Source organism: Vibrio sp. 10N.286.48.F5, from assembly GCF_041469785.1.
Lineage (GTDB): Bacteria > Pseudomonadota > Gammaproteobacteria > Enterobacterales > Vibrionaceae > Vibrio > Vibrio crassostreae_C.
Map to the genome: position 1 here is coordinate 124,260 of NZ_JBFRLG010000004.1, position 25,334 is coordinate 149,593.

Genomic DNA, 25,334 nt, shown 5'->3' on the forward strand with positions numbered 1-25,334 from the left:
ACGGCTACCGCGATTCGAAGGGGGACAAGAGTAGAAATAAGGGATGAAGAGAGTTAAGAGCAGGAGTGGGGAAGAAGGCTTGAACCGCTTAAAACAGGTTATAAAAAATGCACTAACCCAAAGTGAATTAGTGCATTTGAAATATCTAAGCTTGGCTGCTTTTAATGCAGCAGATGCTAGCTAATTATGATGATGAAAGTGCCTGCTAAGGTCATCAATATATTGGCTATCGCATAAGTACCCGCATAACCCAGAGCCGGAATCGTTGAGCGAGCGTGGTCATTTACGATGTCCATCGCTGGAGCGCAAGTTCGCGCGCCAATGATTGCACCGAACAACAAAGCTCGGTTCATCTTCAATACGTAAGCGCCAACCAAGTAAGCGAAGAATACTGGCAGCACACTCACTACTAGGGCAATACCTATTACCTGTGGGCCAACTTGGGTTAAGTGCTCAAATATCTTACCACCGGCGCTCAAGCCGATACCGACCATAAAGAACATCAAACCGAGGTCTTTGACCATGTTCAGAGCACCTTGAGGCACATAACCGAAAGTAGGGTGGTTCGCTCGTAGGAAACCAAGCATGATGCCCGATAGAAGCAGGCCAACCGCGTTACCTAGCCCAAACGATACCTGACCGAATGTCATGGTGATCAAACCAAACAAAATACCCAAAATGAAGAAGCTACAGAAGGCCATCAAATCCGCCATTTGGCTGTGGATTGAGATGAAACCAATTTTCTCAGCTAGGCCGTGCACTCGACTCTTTTCACCACTCACCTGTAGGACGTCACCTTTAGAAAGCACGATGTTTAAGTCCATCGGCATTTCAATCTGAGCACGTACTACGCGGTTAAGGAAACAGCCGTATTCAGACAGGTTTAAGTCTGATAGGCGCTTACCTGCGATACTGTCACTCTTAACGACGATCTCTTCTTCCACGATACGCAGATCGAGAAGGTTACGGTCGAAAACTTCTTTACCGTTACGGAAGCTTGGGTCTAGACGAGCGTGGCTATCTGGGAAACCAACCAATGCGATCTCATCGCCTTCTTGCAGAATTGCATCACCATCTGGATGGGCAAGAATACCATTACGTCGAATACGCTCGATGTAACAGCCTGTTTGGCGATAGATGCCCAGTTCACGCAGATTCTTACCGTCAGTCCAAGAGATGAGCTCTGGTCCCACTCGATAAGCACGAATAATGGGCAAGTAAACCTTACGCTGACCTGAAGCGCCTAACCCACGTTCTTGGGCGATTTGCTCTGCCGAGTCGTGTAGGTTCACTTTTTGAAGTTTTGGAATCAAGCGAGCAAACATAATCATACTGATTAAGCCAACCAAATAAGCCATCGCGTAACCGACTGAAAGGTTTTCGATAATCAGGCTCAAGTCCATGTTTCTTGGTAATTCTGCAAGCCCAGAATTCAGAGCATCTTGAGCACCTACCAATATCGGCGTTGCTGTTAAGGCACCTGCCATCATGCCTGCAGATAAACCAAAGCCTAGGCCAAGGTAATGACTACTGAAATAGGTTAGGGCAATTGCGGTAGAAAGTACCACAAGGCTCAGAATGAGGTAGTGCTTACCGTCTCTGAAGAAGATACCGAAGAAGTTTGGTCCAGCTTCAATGCCAACACAGTAGATGAACAGCATGAAACCAATGGTGAGCGCATCTGCGTTAAAAGAAAAGCCAAGATGTCCCATGATAAGGGAAGTAATCAAAACACCGATTGAATTACCAAGTTGGAGGCTGCCGAAACGAATTTTACCAATGGCTAATCCAATCGATAAAACAACAAAGATGAGGAGAATGGGGTTTTGTTCTAACAGAAAAACAACGTCGATATTCACGGTGGTCGCTCAATAATTGGCGTGGAACACAGGGTAAGTTTGAGAGGTGAATTGTATCTAAATATAAATAAATTATAAGCAATATTTTGTTAATTTACTTGATTTTGACCTTATTCTTATTCCGTATGAAAACTGGTCATAAAAAAGCCCGCTACAGTGAGCGGGCTTTCTATAAATCGTACAGTCTAACGCCTAAATGGGTCAGCTGTTTAAGGCTTTAGCCCTGATTCTCGTTTGAGAAATCCTAGCTTAGTCGAAAAGACCTAGGTTTTCTTTTGCGTATGCTTCAAATTCTGTGCAGCCGCCGATGTGGTCTTGGTCGATGAAGATTTGTGGAACTGTATCGACAGGTTTACCAACAGTCTTCTCTAGATCAGCTTTGCTGATACCTTCAGCGTGGATGTCAACGTAACGGTAGTTGAAGTCATCGCGTTTAGCTTTAAGAGTTTCAGCATGCTCTTTTGCACGAACACAGAATGGGCAAGCAGGGCGACCAAAAATAACTACAAACATTTAATTTCTCCTAAATACGGGATGAGGCTCGTTAACTCGATTATGTTAACTATTCTTTAGTGAATGCCACTCAAAATTTCATAAAACCAACTATGCCTCAATGCCATGGGGAAATAAAGATGGAATTACCTCTTAATACAATAGGTTTTGTCTATCAGAGCAAATAATGGTCACAAAAAGGATCCATGCTGATTTCTGATGGGTATTCAGATTGATTCCCCTTAATTTAAGAGTGTGAATTACCCCTAAGAATACGACATTAATCCATCTTTAATGCGACAAGTTGCACCTCGTCAAAAAAAGCGCATACAGAACGAGGCATCTTAATACTGATGCACTATATAAAGGCTAAATTCCAATAACCAAGAGTTCGCAGTTTTGTTCGGTCATAGGCGCAGGAGGCACCATGTTTCAATTTATGACATCTACAAAGATCATCTTTGGTGATGGAGCACTTTCCGCTTCATTGTCTCTCTTTAATCAATATGGCTACAGCGTGCTATTGGTTACAGGCAATACATTAGAGCGCACTTCAATTGTTACTGACTATCTTGATGCGCAGAGTATGCGTTATCAGCACATTGCCGTTTCCGGTGAACCTAATATCAAAATGGTTGAAGAGGCGGCTATTTCTGCTCGTCGATTTAAGCCAGATATGGTTGTCGCCATGGGGGGCGGTAGCGCCATCGATATGGGCAAAGCGTTGGCTGCGGTTTTACCTAATCAAGGCAATTTATATGACTATGTTGAAGTGGTCGGGCGTAATGTTCCTCTTAAAACCAAACCACTTCCGTTTATCGCAATTCCAACCACAGCGAGTACCGGCGCCGAGGTCACTAAAAACGCGGTGCTGAAATCAGGCCAAGACCAAGTAAAAATCAGCCTGAGAAGCCCAGACATGCTGGCCGACGTTGCGATTGTCGACCCAACCCTAACTCATGGAACCAATCTATATCTATCTGGGCGAGGTGCGATGGATGCCTTTACTCATCTAATGGAAGCCTACGTGTGTGGTGAACCGAATCCGTTAACCGATATGATTTGTGAAGAAGGGCTGCGTAAGTTGAGTGGTTCTGTGGTTAAAGCGTGTGTTTATGATGAGCCTCAAGCACGTTCTGATCTTGCTTTCGCTTCTATGCTCGGTGGTATGGCGATAACTAATGCCAAGCTTGGCGCAGCCCATGGTTTAGCCTCCGCACTAGGAGGTAAGATTTCTGCGCCTCATAGTGTGATTACCGCGCGTTTAGCGCCGTTTGTGATGTTGGAGAACATAGCCGTTGCAAAAGAGCAGCAAAGAAGCGACATCCTAGCGCGTTATCAGCGAATCGCTCAGATAGTAACAGGTAACGTAGAAGCAATAGAAGAGGAGGCAATTTCTTGGTTATCGGAAGTGCTTGATACGCTTAAGTTACCCAACTTGTTGGAATTTGGTGTCTGTGAAGCCCAGTTTGATGAGGTGTCTGCCGACGCGCTCAAATCAGTGGCGATTAAAGGAAACCCTTTACCGCTTAACCAAGAGAGGCTCGTGCATATTTTGAAGCAAGTATGCGAGAAGTGCAGTTGTAGAGAAGGGCATCATGAGGGAGCTTCAATGAATCAAATTGGGCAAGAGCCAGCTGTCGAGTCGAGCTTTACCATTATCAATTCTTATGCGTCCGAAAACAGCGTGGTTGAGAAGGGCAATAGTTGGACTATCTAACGGTCTTAAACTTGTTCGTTGTATAAGTCATTTTATACAGACAAATAAAAACGGAGCTCTAGGCTCCGTTTTTTTTATTCAACTTGTTCTCTGGTCATCTGTTTTCAGTTCATGACTAAGCAGATTAGAACTGAGAGTACTTCTCGTAACGTGAATCACGAAGTGACTCTTTGACGCGCTTTAGGTTCTCTCTGAAACCAGAACCACGACGTAGCGTAAAGCCTGTCGCTAGCACATCGATAACCGTCATCTGAACAACGCGACTTGCCATTGGCATGTAAACGTCAGTGTCTTCTGGAACATCCAGAGAAATAGACAACGAGCTCGCTTTATCCAGTGGAGAATCTTTTGCTGTGATAGCAATAACTGTCGCACCGTTTTCACGCGCTAAGTTTGCAATCTCAACTTGGCTTTTAGTGCGGCCAGTATGAGAGATAAGAACAATAACGTCGTTATCACTGCAGTTAATGCAGCTCATTCGTTGCATCACGATGTCTTCGAAACATGTGATTGGGATATTAAAACGAATAAACTTGTTTTGAGCATCTTTGGCGACAGCAGAAGAGGCACCCAGTCCGAAGAACGAAATGCGTTTTGCTTGAGTCAGCAAGTCAACAGCACGGTTTACTTGCATCGCGTCTAGACTGTTTTTAGCAACGTCTAGACAAGCCATAGTTGATTCGAAAATCTTATGCGTATAAGCATCTGGACCATCATCTTCTTCAACATTACGGTTCACGTAAGGTGTACCGTTTGCCAAGCTTTGAGCTAGGTGAAGTTTGAAGTCAGGGAAGCCCTTTGTGTCTAATCGACGACAGAAGCGGTTAACTGTAGGCTCACTCACGTCAGCCATTTTAGCTAAGGTAGCAATGCTAGAATGAATTGCAGTTTGAGGGGAAGCCATAATTACTTCGGCTACCTTGCGCTCAGACTTGCTGAAATTTTCCAGGTTTTTTTGTATTTTTTCTAATGTATTCATAGTGTTCACAAGGGTATAGAGAACAACTTGCTAGTTAATATCTTTTACCAGGGGGTATGGCTGAAGCAAATATCAGTAAACACAAAGCCGATGTATATTCGGTTTCGTAAATACTGCTGCGTCAAATAGATATCAAGCTAACTAGCACCATAGAGTCAGTATAAACCCAACATACTATTTACTAATACAAAAACAGGGCATGAATGCTTAAGAATATGACAAACCTCAACAAAATTTTAGAAAACTACAGAATTGGAAGAGAGTTTGAGCAAAAAGAATGCAAAATGAGTATGAACTGACAGCTTAGTTACATCAAAAAGAAAGAAATTTTCAATTTGATGCAACTAAAATTGAATGACTATGCGTTGATTTGCGTAACCAGTTTGTTGATTTTGCCCATCAAGTTTGGTGCTAGTTTAGAGATCTCACGCTGTTCTTCAAGCACTGACGAAAGAATATCATTGCCTGTTAGTGGGTTTGCTAATACTACGCGGAAAACGATGATTGGCTGATGTACCCATGCTTCAGGGTTTAAGCGTGTACGTGACACGAAAGACTTACCTGTTTCACGCTGCTTCTTCTGAATAAACTTAGTCAGCTCATTGAGCAACTCATTCAGTTCGACACGATGTTCAGGCTCAGCTTTAAGCAGTGCCGCTTTGACTGACTCAGGGACATAGCGATAAGTCAGTAGGCAAAGCTCAGGTTCTGAAACCAGCTCGAAGTCGCTCTGATCTTTAATTAGGTCGGCAAAGTAGCGCGCTTTGTTGATGCTTTGGTCGATCAGCAGTTCATAACCTGGGCGGCTAATGATGTGCATTGCGGCGTAAACCAGCATTGCCATACCTGAACGAGAACCTTCTAACGTATGGCTGCCTAAATCTTTTGAGCCTTTACGAAGAATGTATTGAGCATGATGTTCAATCGCAGTCATCGCATCTGGCTTCTTAAACAGAACCATACCCGCGCCCATAGGGATATAAAGCTGTTTATGCGCATCAATCGTGACTGAATCCGCCAGTTCAATACCATCAAGTAGGTGACGATGATTGTTAGACATCAGAGTCGCACCGCCCCAAGCTGCATCAACGTGGAAATGACAATCGGATTCGGCACACACCTCAGCAATGTCTCTTAGCGGGTCGATATTACCGGTTTCGGTTGTACCAGCCACACCAATGACGGCGAAAGGTTTGATCTTGTTCTGCTTGAGCTGCTCGATCTTGAGTCTTAAATCATCAGTACAAATACGGTTGTCGTTATCTGTTTTAACAGACACTAGACCTTCTTGACCAATACCAAGGACATCCGCGGCTTTTTTCAGAGAGTAGTGGCCACGTTCAGAGACTAAGATGGCAAGGCCTTCGTAGTCGTAGTGCTTCATGGCTTTAAACAGGCCTTCTTTTTCTACACCTTTGAACGAACCTTGCGCTTTTAGTGCGTTGTTACGTGCAACCCAGAGCGCTGTAATGTTCGCGATGGTACCGCCAGAACAAAACGCACCTAAAGAGTGGTTTGCGCTGTGCATCCAACGAGAATAAAACTGGTCACTATCTTGATAAATCAGGCGATGTAACATGCCCAGAACTTGACGTTCTAGGGGAGTGAAAGCTTTTGAGGTCTCGATTTTTACTAGATTCTGATTCAACGCAATCATGATTTTTGAAAGCGGCATCAGGAAGTACGGCAACGCAGAGGTCATGTGGCCAATAAAACTTGGCGAAGACGTGTGAACCGAATGAGACACAAGAGAATCGAGGAGATGCTCAGTATGTTCAGAAACAAACTCAGGCTGCTCTGGGATATGAGCATTTGAAAAATCTTTCTCAATTTCACGCAGCGGCTTTTCTTCAGCCACAATATGTTCACGTAAGAATTGATTCAGGTTTCGTGAAAGTTTGTCTTCAATTTGAGTGAGTGTTGAATCTGGGCCTTCAGGTACCGTGAAGATACGTAGAAGACTGTCGAAGCTAACATCTGCTGTTTTTTGTTCCGTAACCATAGCAAGCGAGTTATTTTTCTAATATTGACGCGAGCGGGACAATCTAAACGAAAACGGGAACAATGTCCCGTCTTAATTATGAAATCCAACTTCTCAAAAAAGCATATTAAATGCGGGGTTATTTACACTTAATCGCTTCCAGTTTACTGATCGACTGGTTGTAACGCTGCAGCGCTGAGTCGATTTGCTTAGGGTGACTAAGCAGCTCTGCAAAGGCAGAACGTAGTTCGTAGTTTTGAGCGTGAGGCGTTGATTGGCGGTCATCGAATGTTGTTTTCGCGATTTTACCAAGCTCATCATCACGTGCTGATAGCGTTTTAATGTCGTGTTGCTCAAGTTGCAACCAACCTTCTACAGGTTGCTCTGTTGCCACTTTGCTTGAGTCGTTTACTAAGTAGTAGTGAACCGCAGCACGATTCAGCTCAAAGTGGTGCTTACGACCTTCTAAGAACCACTCACTCACTTCTGTTAGCTCTGGATATTGCTCAGAGGTTAATGCAGCAAGGTCGGCATACCAATTCAAAGAAGCGTCGATGTACGCATCATATTTTTTTGCTTGGCACTGGTTTGTCTCAGACATTGAATCTGCTGCAAAAGAGAAAGTAGAAGTTGAAGCTAGCAGTAATGCGACGCAAAGGCGTTTCATAGTGGTTCCTTTTGTAAGTTTATTCTTTTTATAACTTTGTCGTTACAGGTTACCGTGATCGTTATTTGTTGAGCAATGACACTTAGTGTCTTTTTATTTCGGTAACTGTATCGGTGTCTTGGGCATTGGTATTCGAGTTGCATTCTAATCTAAAACAAACGCTATTCCTGCGATCTAGTTAGCAAGAGATACAAAGAACAACATCAATATCGGAACAAGCAAGCTGAGGATAAAGCCACTGACGATAGCGATAGGCACACATCTAACGCCGCCTGTTGTTTGAATGACCGGTAAGGTGAAGTCCATCGCAGTCGCACCAGCATAACCAATGGAAGTGCATGGGTAGCTGCGAATTAGCACTGGAATCAGTACCAAGGCAACTAACTCTCTTAACAGCTCAAGCATGAAAGAAGCGCCACCATAGACAGGACCAAAGGCGTCACCCATTAAGATACCAGCCAGAGAGTACCAACCAAATCCAGAAGACATTGCCAAGGCTTTGAACAGAGGGATATCTAGGATGTAAGCCGCGATTACACCACCTAACATTGAGGTGATGATAATGGTGATTGCGATAACCATACCGTGCTTGTTGAGTAAGATCTGACGAAGTGTGAGTCCGCTATTACGCAGCTGAATGCCGATAAAGAATAGAAGAACAAACAGAATCCATTCGCTTGCGGTATCAACCCAATCAAGGCCAATAGGCAGCACTAAGCCAGCGATTAGCCCTGAACCTACCACTAAGATGAGTTTTGCAGATTCCATCGCCATAGAAGAGAGGGGAAGCTTCTTCTTGCTACTGTCGGTTTTGAGTGGCAATAACTTATCAATAGCGGGCAGTGCCATTAGGTTACATACGCTTAAGCAGACAAAGAAAGTGACGGTATATAGAAGGATTGTCTGCAGGTTACTGCCTAGGTTATCGAGGGCGGCTAAGCTTAGTCCCATTAACGCCAGAATCACGTAGATCAACCGCGATGTTGAGCGGTTGATAAATTCTAATGTCTGAGCGTTCGAAATTGCAAAAAGATACCCCACGACGAGTGGCGCAAATATAAAGATCATCCCTGTAAACATGCTTTCCCCATTGCATTTACTTCATATTACACTTACTTGTAATTTAACAGTGACTTAGAAGCCGCTAGTATTGATCACGTCGCTTAGCTTTGCATTAAAATCATGCTTGCTCAAGTTGCTTAATTTATAAAGCACCTCTGCACCTGTCACGTTAAGTTCAACTTCGTGATCATCGATGTTCTCATCCTTGTTTCTGAACATCAGCAGGTGGTTAGCGATTCGAGCGATATCTAAGTAAGAGACTTCACGCTGTTCGTGGTTATTGATGGTATTGCTGCACACATCAATAAAGTCGCTGTCGAAGCCCCAACGGTTAAGCACCAATTTACTGGTAGCAGAACATTGGCCTTGGAAGATTTGTAGAGCGATGTCGTGATCTAGGTAATTGCCATTTTCGAGGTAGAGGTGGTATTCGCTAACCAAACAGAACAAACCAATATCAGCCAGTAATCCAACAAGCAGCGATTTTTCATGCTCAAGGTAACGGTATTCAGTAGGGGAGAGCTCTTTGAAGCTGTTGGTAACAAGCACCATAGTAGCGCCCAGCTCTTTTGATACAGAAGCGCTCTGAACCAATACCTTATTACATTCTTTACTGAGGTTGACTGAGTGTTTGAGTTGCTCAATAGCCTGAGCCGTCACGATGTCACGTACTCTTAATATGCCAAGGCGCGACACCGCCGTCATAATATCAACACAAGTAATATTACGTCGGTTAAAGACGACAGAGTTAGCCACACGAATGACAATAGCAGCGAGGCCTGGGTCTTCGAGTAAGCACTCGGCAACGTCAGCAATCCCAGTTGATTCAAGGGTACAAAGCGATTGAATCTTCAGTACAACGTTAGGGATAGGAGGAAGTGTTATTTTTCCCGCTGAGATAGAATGTCCAACAAGTTGGGCAAACTCTGATTCTAGACCCTTTAAGAGAAGAGTCTTATTTTGAGGTAGCCAGAAAAACGATAAATGATTCATATAAAAAGTAAAAACAGGTCTGTCCTGCCATTTTACAAGCCACGATGCTGCGAGGCAATACTCACCCGTCTACATAACCTTTAATAATTTGAACCGGTGTATCACTAGGTGTCCAAATTCAAGCATGGTTTGATAGTTTACTGTGAAGTCAATCATGAAAAACCGGAATACTCAATTGATTGATGTGAACTAAGTCCAGACTTATTTTTCTTTTCGAAGTATCATTTATTTAAAGGTGGAAAACGAAACCATAATATTCACCTATAGAATAAAAAAATAGATTTAAAATTTTTCGCATAACAAGCTGCTTGTCTGGTGATCAACCTAATCGGGGTAATTTGATTAAGGATCAACGGATATGACCGAGACAGCATTTATTAATTACGTGAATCAATTTGGTGAGCATCAAAAACGTTCTATGTTCGGAGGTATTGGCCTCTTTCAAAATGACGCTATGTTCGCTTTATTGAGTGAAGGTTGTTTATTCATTAGAGGTGGAAAATCATTAGATAAAAAACTGACCGATCTTGATTGTGAAAAGTATCGTCATGTAAAGAAGCAGACAACAGCAACCGTAAACTATTACGACATTACGGATCTGTTTACCTGTGAACATCCTGAATTGGATAGTATTATTCGTACTTCAATCGATAATTCAATTCAGCAGCGTAGCTTCAAGAAGTCATCAGCTAGCCGTAGATTAAGAGATCTACCAAACATGCAGCTTACGTTAGAGCGCATGGTTAAAAAGGCAGGTGTGGATGATGTTTCAATGTTTATGCAGTTGGGCGCACCTGAAGTGTTTAATAAGGTTCGCGAAGCGTACGGAAACGATGTTGACCTAAAACTACTTTGGAAATTTGCGGGTGCAATTGATGGTATTCACTGGAAACTATTACAAGAGCCACGCAAGCAGCAATTACTAAAGAGCTGCCACTAAAGAAGTTTACCTTATATGCTTAAGATTACTGTTAATAAATAAAAACCGAGGAATGTCCTCGGTTTTTTTGTTTCTGTCTTAGCCGGATTTCTTAAAAGACTAAGTATCAAAAGGCTAAGTGCTCATAGAGAGCTTATTTGCTAGGGCTTGAGCTTTAAGTATTAGTACTTGAAGCGAGCAGTGAACATAAGTTGGTCACCGTAGAAGTCGTTAATACGAGCTTCAGCACCTAAAGAGAAAAGCTCTGTAGAGTGGAAACGCGCGTAAACAGAACCTGTCCAATCATCGTTGTCATCGATAGAAACGTAACCACCTTTACCACCAACTTCTAGTTGTGGACCAAGCCATTGGCGAACACCAATGTTGATTTCCATACCGATATCAGTAGAGCTTGAGTTCTCAGGTTGAACGATACGAGCTAGCATTTCACCTGTTAGGTCTGCCCAGTTGTTTAATGGAGCGTGGAAACCAAGACCTACAGCTGAGTCGTAATCGCTTTCAAATTCTGAATCGATACGTGCTATAGCGTGAGCGTTCGGGTGAATGGACTTACTGAACGCACCACCAAATGTTACTGGGCTAGCACCGATACGTGCTTCAAAGTAATCATAGTTAAAGTTGCTCATTACCTGTGGTTGTTCATCAACAGCTAGTGCTTGACCAGAAGCCAATAGCATAGCGGTAGTAAGTAGAATTTTGCGCATAACGACCGTAAACCTATATTAGTGTTAATTCCTTTGGTTTGAGACAAATCGGCAAACCATAAACATTGAGACAGTTTAATCTAACTCACGGAAAAGTAATCCTTTAAAATGTAAAACCTTACTCATTTAGTTAAAAAACAAGCAAATTAAGGATCAGTATGTAACGGAGATCTCATGTTTAGGGCGAATGAGAAAAATAGACGAGCGAATTATCCAAAATTTGTATACATTCGGAAGGTTTTTATATCGGATGACGCTATTCTCAGTATCCATTAACCAATCAGTGCTATTCACCAAAACTGGTGCGTTTATCCGCCATTGAAGTCAGTATGCGCTCGGTATCCAAGATCGAAGTCCAGTTAAGCAATTGCTTGTCGTTGGCAATGACATAGTCAGTCAATTGTTGAGTAATCGTGTCTCTCAGTTGGTCGCCTTGCCAAGGTTTTGAAATATAGAAATCAAGTGCTGCGTTGTTAATGGCTGTGACGGTATCTTCTAGCCCAGCTTGCCCGGTGAGCAACAGCTTACGCGTTGGTTTAGTAGCGTCGTGTTGGTTGAGTTCGATCAGAAAATCAATGCCGGTTTCTTCTGGCATGATGTGGTCGCATAAGATTAACGCGAGCTTAATACCATCTTGTCCCATTTCTTTGATTACTTGCTTGGCTTCATCGACCGACTCTGCACCTTCAACCAGAAAGTTCTCTTCAAATATCGCCAAGTCCTGAAGGACACTATTGAGAACTTCAGGTTCATCATCGACACATAAAATTAGGTACTTATTCATGAGGTGCTCCTTCTTGTTTGAATGGAAGCCACACTTGCATGTTTGTATGGCTGCCTACCTCTGACTCCACCAAAATAAACCCTTGATGAGCCGAAACGATTTGTTGAGAAATGGATAACCCAATCCCTAAACCAAAGTTGCCTTCTTTTTTAGTCGTGAAATTTGGGTTGAAAATGGTGTTGATGTCTTCTTTGGCAATGCCGTGGCCAGTATCGGAGATTTGCACCACAAGAAACGCGTCGTCGCCTTTTGTCTGTTGAGAAGTGGTGATGGTCACTTTTCCTCGTTCAGATAGGGCATCGAGCGCATTGGAGATAAGGTTGGTCCACACTTGTTGCAGCGAGAGCGACTGGCACAATAAAGGCGGTAAGTCGGTATCGTAATGCTTTTCGAGTTGGTGGTGTTTAAGCCTGTTTTCGAAGATCACTAAGGTATCTTCAAGCCCTTCGTGGATATCTGTGTAGTGGCGAACTTCTTCATCTTCTCTAGCATAGCTTTTTAAGCTTTTGACCATATCAGCAATACGCTTGCTGCACACTTGAATTGAGCGGATAGAGTTTCCAACATAATGGTAATGCTCTAAGTCATTGAGCAGCTCTTTGCCTGCGACAGGGGACGCCTTTAATGTGTTTAGAACCGTAGAGTCTTGGCTTAGGTTTAGTCTCACGGCTTTTTTTGCTAAAGCACGGTCATTAATCGTCGACGTAAGATGCTTTACGAGCTGTCTTTCTTGGGCTGTTGATAGTGGCTTAGCTAACTTTGAATGTGCCAGTACGTCAGTCCCTTTATTGGACTCTGGAACGGATAGGTTTGCCAATATTTGGTCGAGATGGTCTGACAGAGTTTCGATGCTTCTTAATATGGCAGCAATCGGGTTATTCAGCTCATGTGCGACTCCCGCGACTAGCTGCCCGAGCATCGCCATTTTCTCTTTCTCGATCAGTTGTTGATGTGCAGACTCTAATGATTCTAGTGTCTGCTGCAGTTTGATCTTATTGGTGATGCTGCGTTGCAAACGTCGATTAAAATGACGGAGCAATAGATTGGTAAATAAAGGCAGCAGGGTATTGTTTGAATGCATCACCTGAGCAAAGCTATCTTTATCCAGTTTGATAACGCGAGTCTGCGTTAGGGTGATCGCCGTAGAAAACGAAGGCTCGCCTGTTACAAATGACATCCCGCCAACAATGTTCCCTTTGGAGTGACGTACCACTTCCCGCTGTTGCCCAAGTTCATCTTTCTTATAAAGAGCTGCTTCACCCTCAATGATCAGCCATAAAAAGCGATTGTCTTCGCCTTCCACAGTGAGTAGATGCTCGGGGGAATAGTCACGAATGGCCTTAGTTTTGTCATCTTTTGAAAACACATCTTGTAAGGCACTGACGACACGTTCTGCAAGGGCATTATCAGAAAGCTGGTGGTAGTCGTGAATGAAACCCGATTGGAAAGAGTGAATCTTTTGCTCAATGTGCGCTCTGAGTAAGCGTTGTTGATCCAATGCATCGCTGTAAGAGAGCAGGTTTTCTGAGTCGTATTGGATAACAAAAGAGGTCAGCTCTTTTTGCGCTGATTTGAACAGAACCTGATCTTGAACCGGTTTGGTTAAACAGTGGTTGAGCCTACCTTCATTCACAGCGGTTAAAATGGATTGAATGTCTGACGAAGCGCTGACTAATATCGTTCTTGCGGTATTACTATGGGGCAGCTGTTGAAGTTCAATCAGGAATTGCACGCCATTAAATTCAGAATGATGATGAGTGATCACCAAGGCAACGGTTTGGTTGTGATCATGAATATCTTCTAATGCGTGATGTGCGTCTTCTATGTTCTCGGCAGTATAAATATCGAATACAGAAGCCAACGGAGCCAGCTCCGAACGTATTCTTTCAATGCTAACCGGATTATTGTCCAAACAGATAACAGCGTATTGATTCACAGCTCAACCTTAATAGTAGCGACGTCTTTAGCCTAGCAAGAACCGCCGAATAAGGATGAGAGCTAGCCGTTAATTTATTGAGGCAATCGAAGTATCGAGCAATAGACTGATTTAACTCAATGTTTCTTGTTTGCTACTGATGGGTTAGACTAAAAAAAATAGACACGTGTAGAAAGAGAACTCATGGAACAGTTAAGAAAAATTGGTGCTATTGGCGGAGCAATCTCACTGGCACTTTGTTGGCCGCTAGCGGTTGGGCAAATTGGACAAAATGCGATTACCGATGGCGTTGCAAAGCTTAACAATTCAAGCATTCAAGCTGAGATCGTGGAATACGATAGAGGTTACTTGTCTTCCAACGTAACCACTCGTTTAACTGTGACGGATGAAAACCTGAAAGAGCAACTTGCGATTGATGGGTTGCCGAGTGAGTTTGTCATAAATAGTGCGGTTAGCCATGGTTTGGTGAGTCTAAATGCACTGTCGACGTTTGAGAATACCGATATTCTGCCTTTAACTCTGACCACTAGTACTGAGCTAAACGGCAACACTGACTTTAACTTTGAGTTAAGCCAGTTCAATCACCAAGGTTCTGATGAGAATAGGACTTCGGTCTCGATCACTAAATCGAATCTTTCTGGCCATGCGACTGTTTTAGGCCAAGTTGATTACGAGCTTTCAATCCCTTCAGTTCAAATTGATTTTGAAACCGGTGAAGAGGTAACGCTGTCTAATCTGAAAGGTGTGGGTTCAGGCCAACAAGCGAAAGGCTACTGGTTAGGTACTCAGAATTTTACTATCGATAGCTTCTTGGTTTCAGATTCTGCAATGCAGCCTTTCATGACCATTGAAAATTCTAAGTACGATTTTGAATCACATCTAGATGAAGCAACTAAGCGTCTGCGCAGCAACCTCAAGCTGGATATCGCAAATATCGAGACCAGTGAAGGCCAGTTGAACAACCTAAACGTCGATTTTGAAATGTCGAAGTTGGATAGCGAGTCGTTTGAGAAAATCTTTGAGATTTACCAATCTAATCCTGTGATGACGCAAGAAGACGTTGCAGAGATCATTCCATTTATCGATATCCTGTTTGCTAAAGGTTTCGACCTTTCAATGAACAACATGTCGTTAGAGTTAGGTAAGGGACAGTTCGAATCTAAGTGGTTGGTGAGCGTGCCGGAAGGGACCGAAAACATCAGCAGCAACCCTTCGATGATCATGCCTGCATTAACGGGCAACGTTCACTCTAGCTTCTCAAATGAACTTGTTGAAGAGTATCCATTCATCCGTGAAGGTATCGATGAATTGCTTGTGATGGAAATGATCAAGGAAACAGACAGTGGTTATGAAATCAGCGCTGACTTAGAAAATGGAAACCTAGTGTTCGAAAATGGACAAGAAATTCCATTAATCGCTCTACTTATGCCGGTTTTTGTTCAATAAACAGAGCAGGCGTGAATACTGATAGGGTGATTTAGCAGGTTAAGCTTAAACATTTTATACGGTACAAAACAAAAGAGGTCTTAAGACCTCTTTTGTTGTTTTTATGTTGGGTAAAACATGGTATTACTTGCATAGTTATTATTTAGCAGGAGCAATCATCCCCATGGAACTTACATTAGATAACGTATTCAACTTCAGTGCTGGCCCAGCTGCACTGCCTAAACCGGTAATGAAACAAGCGCAAGCGGACTTTATTGATTGGAATGGTTTAGGGACTTCCGTGATGGAAATCAGCCATCGCAGCAAGGAATTTATTCAAGTTGCTGACGAGTCCGAACAGGACCTACGTGATCTTCTGAACATCCCAGACAACTACAAAGTTCTTTTCTGTCAGGGGGGCGCTCGTGCTCAATTCGCTGCTGTTCCTCTAAACCTTTTAGGTGATGCGACGAAAGCGACTTACATTGATGCGGGTTACTGGGCAGAAAGTGCAGTGACTGAAGCGAGCAAATATTGCGAAATCGATGTATTCAACGCGAAGACGTCAATTGATGGTAAAGCAGCGGTTGTTCCAGCTAAAGATTGGAAAATTGACCCGGAAGCTGCGTATGTACATTTCTGTCCGAATGAAACCATCGATGGTATTGAAATCAGCGAGCTTCCTCAAACGGATAAGCCAATCGTAGCGGATATGTCATCTAACATTCTGTCTCGTAAGATTGATGTGTCTCAGTACGGTGTTATCTACGCGGGCGCGCAAAAGAATATCGGCCCTGCGGGTATCTGCATTGCAATCGTACGTGATGATCTACTCGAACTCGCAAACGACGTGTTGCCGAGTATTCTGAACTACAAAGTACTTGCTGAAAAAGACTCAATGTTCAACACACCACCAACGTACGCTTGGTACCTATCAGGCCTTGTGTTCAAGTGGCTGAAAGCTCAAGGTGGCGTTGAAGCGATGGAGTTGGTGAACAAAGAGAAAGCAGCGCTGCTTTACGATGCAATCGATAGCTCAGCTTTCTACAAAAACGATGTTCACACTGCAAACCGTTCTAGAATGAACGTGCCGTTCCAACTGGCGAAACCTGAGTTAGATGGCAAGTTCCTAGAATTGGCTGATGCTGCAGGTCTGAAATCACTGAAAGGGCATAGAGCAGTAGGTGGAATGAGAGCTTCACTTTACAACGCAATGTCTCTGGAAGGCGTTCAAGCGCTGGTTAGCTTCATGAAAGATTTCGAAGAGAAATACGCTTAATCGATGATAGGGCTTTGACTGATAAATTGCTTATTTGATTTTTATTGTGTCGAATGCACCGAACGAGATAGATGCCGCTTTTGCGGCATTTTTTTTGTCGTTAATAATAAAGGGTATGGTATGTTGATTTATTGTAAGAACAGTCATCCAGAGATATGACGGATGTATCAGAATGAGCAGACCTTTCTCTTAAAGCGAGAGTATCAACTGTTATTTAGGCACTTTTTACTATATAACGTGTCGCCCAAAGCTAGGTCTCTAATCATGAGCAGTGAGCGATAAGCCGCATCGCCCGGTTTATTGATGGGCGATTAAAATCCAACGTCTAATTTTTACCACAAGGAACCAAGTGTGAGGTTATTGAGTCTATTTGCGATGCTATTTCCGGCCGTTGCTTGTTCGTCCACACTTGAAATATGGGCTGGTATTAATTATGAAACGGCCGATTATGTAAAAGAACATATCGAAGCGATGACTGATCATCGTGTAGAAATTCGTTCGTTTGACGTCAACAGTATTCGTTCTGAACTGCTTGTTGCTGATCCTAGAGACAATACCTTTCCCGACGCCATCTGGGTTCCTTCTGACTTCTTAGGTCTAACTGAATATATCGATTTAGCGACGCTTCCTGATGCTTGGGTCGATACCCAACGCTATGAGAAAAAAGCGCTTGATGCAGTGGTCATCAACGGTGAGCTTAAGGCGTTACCGGTTGGTATTGGAAACCAAGTCGTTCTGTATTCGAGCAAGCCTCAAGCGCAAGTCGTGACATGGGAGAGCCTAATTGAACGCTCTGCTCAGTCCGAACAAGTGAGCGTGCTTTTTCCCAATCCAAACATGTACTTCTATCTAGCTTTCTATCAGCTTTTTTCTGAAGACTTATTATCGTCGAAGAATGTTAATGGTGAAGGGTTAGTTGCTATCTTTGATTTCATCGACATGTTGCAGCAGAAAAAAGTCATCGAATCATCGTGCAGCGATATTTGCGCGAGGCAGAGGTTCATCAATGGGGAAGTCGAGTTTTTGATTGACGGTGATTGGGCGTTCAGCGAACTCGATGCCGCCTTTGGTCGAGATTTGTACATCAATTCGTTGCCGACCTATCGTGGTGAAAGTATGTCTTCATTTAGTGGCGCAAAGGTTTTTGCTGTCACGGAAAAAGGCATGCAAAACCCAGATAAGAAATTGGCTTTGAAAGAAGTCGTTCAATACCTGCAATCAAACAGTTTCACCTATTTAGCTCACTCGAGTGCCATGGTTTCGCCGTTTTATGAGGTTAATCAACGCCGTGTTGAGGAAGGTAACCAGACACTTTCAAATATGTACGATGAGTTTCAAGCATCGCAAATGATGTCGAGTGACTACAAGATGGCGATCGTTTGGGAGGCATCGGCTCGGGCGTATCAGCGTTACAAGTCAGGGATGCCAAAGAGTGAACTGCATAAGTTTTACAATGATTTTGTTCAATATTACTCGGCGAATATGAGGGTAAGAGATTGAAGCTATCATTAAAATACACCATGGGCTTGGTGTTGCTGGCTTGCTCAATGCTTCCTGTTTACCTAGCGGGACAGTTGATTCTCAATAAACAAAACCAAAGTTCTTTAGAGCAAAAAGAAACCAAGCTGGACAACTCTACGACCGGTATTCGTCAAACCGTACAAGAGCAAATTAAGCTGACGGCGAGCCTAACTCAATGGTATTCGCATGACCGATCATTGATTAAAGCGGGTGGTAATATCTTTTTCTCGAGTGTTGTTTGGGACAAGATGGATAGCTTCAATGCGCTAGCGGAGAGTGTGTCCGCGACTTATATTCTGGACCAAAACTGGAAGCCCATTTATGACAGCAAAGGCAGCTTGTACCATTTTGAGCAGAGCCAGTTATTAGAAAGCTTGAAGCGTCCTCAATCGGTTTATGGGCAAGGGAAATTGTTCCACACCGAGTTTACCGAAACTGAAGTGGCGGATAATGCCGCTGCAGGTATCGCTTTTGTCGCGCCGATTTTACCTTATCGTTTGATAGAAGGTTCTACATACACGCCGCAGGGTTATCTTGTGGTTCTTATGGGGTATGACAGACTTAAGACTAAAGTGACGCCTTTCCTTTATCAAAATGAGTCGGTTGAGTTTAACTATATTGATTCAACGGATGCTCAATCTTCTGAACAAAGTGCGAACATTATCTCTATCGACAGCACATTCTTTACCGACAAATTGGTACTGAACGTCAAACATCATATTTCCGACAGTGAGCGTTTATTAGAGATGCAACAAGCTCAGGTGGTCTTTGTCAGAATATTGGTGGCGACGCTTGCCATCGCGATTGTGTTTGCTCTGTTCCTAAGCCGCTGGTTCTCAGGGCAGTTAAACCTGTTGGCTGAATCTGTTACGTCGTATTCGCATAACCAGTCACCGACTCATAGTGTGGATGAACATCGTTTTACAGAGTTCGTCACGCTGAGTCGTTTATTGGAAACCTTGTGGGGTCGCATACAATACCAAGTCCGTGAGCTTACCGAAAGTAACGATAAACTCGAAAGATTTAATGTTCAGCTAGAGGACTTAGTCGAAGAGAAAACCAGCAAGTTAACTAATTCGCTCGCGCGTGAAGAATCCCAGAAGCATCGTCTTTTGAAGATCGTTCAGTTTGCATCATCAAGACACGCGGCTGAATATCGGTTGATTCCTCAAATGGTCGATCAAGAGTTAAAGACATTACTTGTTCAACATTCGATTCAGTTTCATTTTAACCGGACTGGCGAGGCTGACCTGATACTCTGTGACTCACAGGGGACGGCGATCGGGTATTTTTGTTCAAGTTCATTTGATGTCCTCAGTGAAGAAGATCTTCTGATTTTTGACATGTACCAAAAACAGTTAGCTGGTTGGCTAGAGCTCGAAAATATTACACGGATTAACATGCCGACTGGCTGTTTGAATCGTAAAGCTTTTAATGAAGATCTCGAATTCAGTAAACGCAGCATTAACGACAATCAAAATCAGATTTCTTTGATCATTATTGATATCAATGGCTTGAAAACGACCAATGATGTTCATGGGCATGAGACCGGGGATGAGCTGATACAGCGCTGCGTAGACGTAATCAGCCACGAATTGACACCTGCCAGTAATCTATACCGTTTGGGTGGAGATGAATTTGCGGTGCTTACCTTAACGTCTGGTGAGTCGAGTTCGCTCAATGTCGCAAAGATGACTGAGCAGTTGTACATTGCTCAGGAGCAACAGGCAATCGAGACTAAAGCGGGTATCTCTATTCCTGTCAGATTCTCGATTGGTGCAGCCTCTAGTGATTCAACAGACGTTGAGCAATTGTTCTCTGTCGCTGATGAGAATATGTATCAGCAAAAGCGTCTTTATTATCAAACGTTGTCTGTGGTTGGGAAGTAATAATGCCAATCGCGCTGACAAATAGCGATCACGATTTTCGACGTCCATTAGAGCGGAACTGCTGCGGTGTGACGTTATAATATGTTTAAACGCTTATGGGAAATGCGCTTAGTCGGGCCAACCGTTGCTTAAACACAGACGATAAAAATGAAAAAGCCCACCAATGGAAGTTGATGGGCTTTGTGTTTGTATTTAGCTTACGTAACTCAGCTAGAGCCAGAAACTCTTCAGAGGCATCTCAGAGTCAAAGTGATGAGCAATTTGCGCTTGGAGTAGCTCAGCGGTCGCAATAGCGTCAGTTAATGCATGATGCGGCGTGTAGTCGGGCAGATGGTATCGACGACGACTCTGACCCAGTCTCACTGAAGCTGGCTTCTTACCTTTCAGCTTGTTCCACAAGCCGCCAGCCAGTTTATTTTGGATCTGAGATTCAATCTCCAGCGTGTCGAGGACTGGGAACTCAATGCCTTCACCGAGTCGCACTTTCAATGCATTGTCCAAAAAGTCACGTTCGATACGACGATAGTGAACCACAGGGATATGTCCCGCCATTGATTCTAAGATCTCGCCCAACACTTCGCTAAGGTCTGGCGCATCAATGATGTCATTGTGAGTGATGCCATGAATCACGACAGACTCTTCTTCAAGTTTCTGTTTTGGTCTTAGAGTCCAGTGTTTGGCTTGTCGCAAGTAGATGCGATTGAGCGTAAATGGCACTAAACCAATGGTAATGATGCCGTCTTTGTTTGGGTTTAACCCCGTTGTCTCAAAGTCGACAGCCAAAAACATCACTTCTGAAAGTGGCGTATCAGGCGCAGGAAGAGGCTGGCTATAAAAGTGCTTTAAGCGCTCGTCTCTCGCTCGTTCAAGCTTCTGAGCAAACTTAAATGGCCAATCGACCGCAGGTGATCTGAATAGTTTGTTCATAGGCCCTACTTAAACTTGTTGCTGGCTTGATAACGGAACTTAAGGAAGTTTTGCGCATTACTTAATATTTGGAATGCATCCTTTAGGTTACGTCGTTCGAAGTCAGACAGGTTCTCTGGCTCGATGTTGTTATCAGGCTCGATGTTGTTGTCGACATCGTGTGCTTGGTGGCGAATACGAACCAGAGAGATAAACTCCATCGCATCTTTCAAATCTTGAGCTCGGCCTTTTGGCAGAATACCGGCGTCAATAATGTCATCTAAGCGTTCGAACGAGTTCTTAGAGCGAGACGCTACCGCGAGCGAGTGAACACGAATCAAATCGGCGAGTGGCGCAGTACCACGACGCTTAAGGTTGATAGAGTTGTTGTGACGGCCATCTTTCTCCATCACGAAATCTTTGAAGAAGCCGAGCGGAGGTGTACGGTTGAGTGCGTTACGTGCAAGGCACGCCAAGAAGCGATTGTTCTTACGTGCGCGTCGAACAATAAAGCTGTTCAATTGCTCGGCCCATTTCAGACGACCATAAACGCCATCTAAGTCGAAGAAGATTGAAGCATTTAACAGTGCTTTCGGGTTTGGATCATCAATCCAATCGGCAAAGCACTCTTCCCATTGTCGACGAGTCATACGCCACGTTGGGTTAGTCGCCATGATATCGCCAGTACAATACACATAGCCACACTGATCTAAGCCATCACAAATAAAGGTCGACAGCTCCTCAAAGTATTTACCGTGCTTTTTCTCGTCGTAGGTATCATCAAGAATGATTGCGTTATCTTGGTCGGTAACCAGCAGCTGCTCATCACGCCCCATAGAGCCCAGTGCGAGGAAACAGTAAGGAATAGGCGACTTGCCCAATTTCTCTTCGCCCAGTTCGATAATTCGCTGCTTAAAGCTACGACCAATTACCGACATTGCAGTACCCACCATGTGGGCGTTGGCATCTTCGTTAACTAAGCGCACAAAGCTGTCTTTTACTTGCTCGGAAAGCACCTTCAGATCTTCGATACTTTGTTGCTGGAAGATACTACTTACCAATAACAGCGAGTTTTGAGACTCATAACGAACAATATCGGTCGCTTCGATAATACCAATCGGCTTCTTATCTTTAAGCACTGGTAAATGATGCACGTTATAGCGAAGCATGGTCATCATAGCTTCGTATACGTAAGCATTGTGATCGAGAGAGATAACCTCAGGTGTCATTACGCTAGAGACTTCATCCGATGGGTCAAGCCCTTCAGCTAAAACGCGAGTACATAAATCTCGGTCGGTGATGATGCCAATCACGGGTGTTGAGTCATCTTCATCATCTTCAACGATTTCTGGGTCGATGATCAACAAAGAGGAAACATTATCCTGTGCCATCATGGTCGCAGCTTGCTGAATCGTGCGCGTTTTTTCGATCATTGGTGCTTCGCTGGTCAGCAGCGTTTTAACCTTGGATGTCGTTAAGTCGTTAGCGTCGTTGCTGTCTGAGTTGGCTTGGCGCAGTCGCGCGTTATCTTCTACTTCTACGAAATCGGCAAAGGAGTCGTAGTTGTCGTAGAGCTCTTGGAAGATAGGCTCAGGAATACAGTAAAGCAGGGTATCTTCGGTGGCTTTAACTGGGAAACGCACCTTGTTGTTGGTCAGTAGGCCCATTTGACCGAACAAGTGGCCTTCATCCAGGCGGTTATAGAGTTCGCCTTTACGGCGGTAGACTTCGACTTCGCCACTTCGAACGATGTATAAGTCATGAATTTGATCACCAAAGTGAATGATAGGGGTATCTTGGCGGTAATAAGAAATTTCCACGCTACTGGTCACTTTCGCCAACATCTCCTCAGGGAGTTCTGTAAAAGGGGGGTATTGTGCCAGAAAGTTTTGAATCTCTAATAACTCAGCATCCATAATGATCATCCATTGGTTTGTATGATTTCATGGTACAACATTTGATAATATTTTGCCGTCACAAATCAATCTGTGAGCTAAAACCTTTTTAAAGTCTTATGGATAGACTAACCTTTCAATTAATGGAGTGACAGTTTAAGGATGATAGGAATGTCGAAGTGGAAGCTTAGTTTTGTATCTGCGGTTTTTATGTTTTCTCCAAGTTTGTGGGCGGACACTAACGCGGTGGATATTTTAGATTACGACCATATTTATGCCACGGCGCATTCGGGCAGTTTAAATGAAGATGCAGGCAGTAATAACAATGCCTCGTCTTATGGATTAGGCGTCAGTTACGCGATGACGGATGATTGGTTGCTGCTGGGAGACTACAGCGCACGCTTCATTCACCCTGATGACACCACAACTCGAATTGATACGCTGATGCCAGGTGTTGGTTACCGTTACAGCATTAAGAAAGATTTAGATATAGTGGCTTACTACCTGCTTGGTATCACGAAAGGTAAGGTTGAAGATAATGACACCAACCGAACTGAATCTTCAGACACCGAGTTCATCCAAGGGGTAAAAGCTGAGCTTAACTATGGATTTGCGAAACGTTGGATAGCTAACGGGAGTGTGCAAGTGAATCGAAGTGACCTGTTTGATGAACAGATCTATCACTTAGGTTTACGTTATCTAGTGACCAATAAGTTTGCGATTGGTGGGTCATACCAACATCGAGATGGTGAAGGTAAAATTCGTAGCGAACGTACTAACGAGCTAGGTGTGGAATTTTTCCTAGAGTATTAGCCAGTAACGAAAAGGCTACATGCCCTAATAGCTCTTATATACAAAGAGGCAGACACAAAAAAGCCAGCTTGATTGCTGGCTTTTGCATATCTATTGGTCTGCAAATAAAGGTTTCGCTTTTCGATTAAAGAACCGCAGCGATACCTTTACATAGAGGACCCATGTTTGACTTAGTCATACCAGCAACACTGATACGGCCAGAACCAACAATGTAGATTGCGAATTCGTCTTTTAGGCGAGTTACTTGCTCTTTGCTTAGGCCAGAGAAAGAGAACATGCCGTTTTGACGTTCGATGAATGTGAAGTCTGCATCAACACCTTCTGATTTCAGTGTTGTTACAAATAGCTCGCGCATCTCTTGGATACGGTCACGCATTTCTGCTACTTCTGCTTCCCATTCAGCACGTAGATCAGCATCACCAAGGATGTGAGTAACGACAGCACTGCCGTGCGCTGGTGGGTTAGAGTAGATAGAGCGGATAATGCTCTTAACTTGAGAGAACGCAGTTGTTGCTACGTCTGCAGATTCAGCAACCAGAGTGAATGCGCCAACACGCTCGTTGTACAAGCCGAAGTTCTTAGAGAACGAGCTAGCAACAAGGATCTCTTTGTTGTATTGAGCAAAAATACGTAGGCCAGCAGCATCTTCTTCAACGCCTTTTGCAAAACCTTGGTAAGCAAAATCGAATAGAGGAAGTAGTTTCTTCTCAGCAACCAATTTAGCCAGTACTTCCCACTCTTCAGTTGTTGGGTCGATACCTGTTGGGTTGTGACAGCAGCCGTGAAGAAGAATGATATCGCCTTCAGAAGCTTTCTCTAGGTCAGCAACCATGCCAGCGAAGTCTTTGTCTTTAGTTTCAGCGTTGTAGTAGCTGTATTGAGCAGTTTCGATACCCGCAGCTGCGAAAACGCCGTTGTGGTTAGCCCAAGTTGGGTTACTGATCCAGATTTTCACTTCGCCCAGTTGGCGCTTGATGAATTCACCCGCTACGCGAAGTGCACCTGTACCACCTGGAGCTTGTGCTGTTTTAGCGCGTTGAGATGCAACGATCTCTGCGTCTGAACCGAAAAGAAGTTTCTGAACCGCTAGACCGTATTCAGCTGTACCTTCAATCGTTAGGTAAGATTTGGTTTTTTCGTTTTCAAGAAGTGCAGCTTCTGCTTTCTTTACTGTTTTAAGTACTGGTGTTTGACCATCTTCATTTTTGTAGATGCCAACGCCAAGGTTGATTTTCTCTGCACGAGAGTCTTTTTTAAACTCTTCAGTAAGGCCGAGGATAGGATCGGCGGGAGCAGCTAACACTTTTTCAAACATAATCTTCATCCATGTCAATTGAGAGGGGATAGTATCTATGGGTAGTTATACCTGTATGGAATTTTTAAGACAATACGAAGTGAACAGAAAGACCAAAAAAAATCCATTTCAATCAGATTTATTGACTAAAGAGGATATTTGATAACAAAACACCCTACGGATTAACCTATAGGG

General features: G+C 43.6%; 20 protein-coding genes. 7 read left to right on the forward strand and 13 right to left on the reverse strand.

Going from position 1 to position 25,334, the window contains the following annotated elements; all coding sequences use genetic code 11:
* Positions 1 to 176: 176 nt before the first annotated feature.
* Positions 177 to 1,859 carry an aspartate:alanine antiporter gene (locus AB4185_RS03315; RefSeq protein ID WP_017060395.1) on the reverse strand — a complete coding sequence of 561 codons (1,683 nt, stop codon included), beginning with the start codon at positions 1,857 to 1,859 and terminating at the stop codon, positions 177 to 179.
* A 249-nt stretch (positions 1,860 to 2,108) separates the two neighbouring features.
* Complete coding sequence (locus tag AB4185_RS03320) at positions 2,109 to 2,372, reverse strand: GrxA family glutaredoxin (protein WP_009847069.1); 264 nt, start codon at positions 2,370 to 2,372, stop codon at positions 2,109 to 2,111.
* 406 nt (positions 2,373 to 2,778) lie between these two features.
* On the opposite strand from AB4185_RS03320, the gene AB4185_RS03325 reads away from it, so the two are divergent.
* Positions 2,779 to 4,071, forward strand: coding sequence for an iron-containing alcohol dehydrogenase (locus tag AB4185_RS03325; RefSeq protein ID WP_017060396.1), 1,293 nt, complete (start codon positions 2,779 to 2,781; stop codon positions 4,069 to 4,071).
* 124 nt (positions 4,072 to 4,195) lie between these two features.
* Here AB4185_RS03325 and AB4185_RS03330 read toward each other — a convergent pair whose 3' ends face one another.
* The 5 genes from AB4185_RS03330 to AB4185_RS03350 form a co-directional block, all read right to left on the reverse strand.
* The gene (locus tag AB4185_RS03330; RefSeq protein ID WP_004734686.1) at positions 4,196 to 5,050 is read right to left on the reverse strand and encodes a MurR/RpiR family transcriptional regulator; all 855 of its coding nucleotides are present in this window, start codon (positions 5,048 to 5,050) and stop codon (positions 4,196 to 4,198) included.
* 358 nt (positions 5,051 to 5,408) lie between these two features.
* Positions 5,409 to 7,052 (reverse strand): pyridoxal-dependent aspartate 1-decarboxylase PanP, encoded by a 1,644-nt coding sequence (gene panP / locus AB4185_RS03335; RefSeq protein ID WP_017060397.1) that lies wholly within the window; start codon positions 7,050 to 7,052, stop codon positions 5,409 to 5,411.
* Between the two features lie 118 nt (positions 7,053 to 7,170).
* Positions 7,171 to 7,698 (reverse strand): hypothetical protein, encoded by a 528-nt coding sequence (locus AB4185_RS03340; protein WP_372134850.1) that lies wholly within the window; start codon positions 7,696 to 7,698, stop codon positions 7,171 to 7,173.
* Positions 7,699 to 7,872: 174 nt separating this feature from the next.
* A complete protein-coding gene (locus AB4185_RS03345) occupies positions 7,873 to 8,778 on the reverse strand; it encodes a lysine exporter LysO family protein (RefSeq protein ID WP_017071961.1) in 906 nt (301 codons plus the stop codon).
* 54 nt (positions 8,779 to 8,832) lie between these two features.
* Positions 8,833 to 9,753 (reverse strand): HDOD domain-containing protein, encoded by a 921-nt coding sequence (locus tag AB4185_RS03350; protein ID WP_017066065.1) that lies wholly within the window; start codon positions 9,751 to 9,753, stop codon positions 8,833 to 8,835.
* Between the two features lie 358 nt (positions 9,754 to 10,111).
* Between AB4185_RS03350 and AB4185_RS03355 the strand changes: the two genes are divergently transcribed.
* Positions 10,112 to 10,693 (forward strand): TfoX/Sxy family DNA transformation protein, encoded by a 582-nt coding sequence (locus AB4185_RS03355; RefSeq protein WP_017060401.1) that lies wholly within the window; start codon positions 10,112 to 10,114, stop codon positions 10,691 to 10,693.
* A 161-nt stretch (positions 10,694 to 10,854) separates the two neighbouring features.
* Here AB4185_RS03355 and AB4185_RS03360 read toward each other — a convergent pair whose 3' ends face one another.
* The 3 genes from AB4185_RS03360 to AB4185_RS03370 form a co-directional block, all read right to left on the reverse strand.
* Positions 10,855 to 11,397 (reverse strand): hypothetical protein, encoded by a 543-nt coding sequence (locus tag AB4185_RS03360; protein ID WP_017065409.1) that lies wholly within the window; start codon positions 11,395 to 11,397, stop codon positions 10,855 to 10,857.
* A gap of 286 nt (positions 11,398 to 11,683) precedes the next feature.
* Entirely contained in the window at positions 11,684 to 12,181 is a 498-nt protein-coding gene (locus AB4185_RS03365; protein WP_017065410.1) for a response regulator, read from the reverse strand.
* Positions 12,174 to 14,117 (reverse strand): ATP-binding protein, encoded by a 1,944-nt coding sequence (locus AB4185_RS03370; RefSeq protein ID WP_017060404.1) that lies wholly within the window; start codon positions 14,115 to 14,117, stop codon positions 12,174 to 12,176. Before AB4185_RS03370 ends, AB4185_RS03365 begins: the two co-directional genes overlap by 8 nt.
* 183 nt (positions 14,118 to 14,300) lie before the next feature.
* On the opposite strand from AB4185_RS03370, the gene AB4185_RS03375 reads away from it, so the two are divergent.
* From AB4185_RS03375 to AB4185_RS03390, 4 genes are all read left to right on the forward strand, one after another.
* Positions 14,301 to 15,563 (forward strand): DUF945 family protein, encoded by a 1,263-nt coding sequence (locus AB4185_RS03375; RefSeq protein WP_372134852.1) that lies wholly within the window; start codon positions 14,301 to 14,303, stop codon positions 15,561 to 15,563.
* 163 nt (positions 15,564 to 15,726) lie between these two features.
* Positions 15,727 to 16,821 carry a 3-phosphoserine/phosphohydroxythreonine transaminase gene (gene serC, locus AB4185_RS03380; RefSeq protein ID WP_017065411.1) on the forward strand — a complete coding sequence of 365 codons (1,095 nt, stop codon included), beginning with the start codon at positions 15,727 to 15,729 and terminating at the stop codon, positions 16,819 to 16,821.
* Between the two features lie 351 nt (positions 16,822 to 17,172).
* A complete protein-coding gene (locus AB4185_RS03385; RefSeq protein ID WP_372049990.1) occupies positions 17,173 to 18,321 on the forward strand; it encodes an extracellular solute-binding protein in 1,149 nt (382 codons plus the stop codon).
* 20 nt (positions 18,322 to 18,341) lie between these two features.
* Positions 18,342 to 20,231 (forward strand): GGDEF domain-containing protein, encoded by a 1,890-nt coding sequence (locus tag AB4185_RS03390; RefSeq protein ID WP_102333200.1) that lies wholly within the window; start codon positions 18,342 to 18,344, stop codon positions 20,229 to 20,231.
* A 210-nt stretch (positions 20,232 to 20,441) separates the two neighbouring features.
* Here the strand turns inward: AB4185_RS03390 and AB4185_RS03395 are convergent, their stop codons facing one another.
* Positions 20,442 to 21,158, reverse strand: coding sequence for a 3'-5' exonuclease (locus AB4185_RS03395; protein WP_017060409.1), 717 nt, complete (start codon positions 21,156 to 21,158; stop codon positions 20,442 to 20,444).
* Positions 21,159 to 21,163: 5 nt separating this feature from the next.
* Entirely contained in the window at positions 21,164 to 23,053 is a 1,890-nt protein-coding gene (locus AB4185_RS03400; protein ID WP_017060410.1) for a DUF294 nucleotidyltransferase-like domain-containing protein, read from the reverse strand.
* Positions 23,054 to 23,203: 150 nt separating this feature from the next.
* Between AB4185_RS03400 and AB4185_RS03405 the strand changes: the two genes are divergently transcribed.
* Complete coding sequence (locus tag AB4185_RS03405) at positions 23,204 to 23,845, forward strand: outer membrane beta-barrel protein (protein WP_102333202.1); 642 nt, start codon at positions 23,204 to 23,206, stop codon at positions 23,843 to 23,845.
* Between the two features lie 124 nt (positions 23,846 to 23,969).
* On the opposite strand, the gene AB4185_RS03410 is transcribed toward AB4185_RS03405, so the two are convergent.
* A complete protein-coding gene (locus tag AB4185_RS03410; RefSeq protein WP_372106219.1) occupies positions 23,970 to 25,160 on the reverse strand; it encodes an amino acid aminotransferase in 1,191 nt (396 codons plus the stop codon).
* Positions 25,161 to 25,334 lie beyond the last annotated feature (174 nt).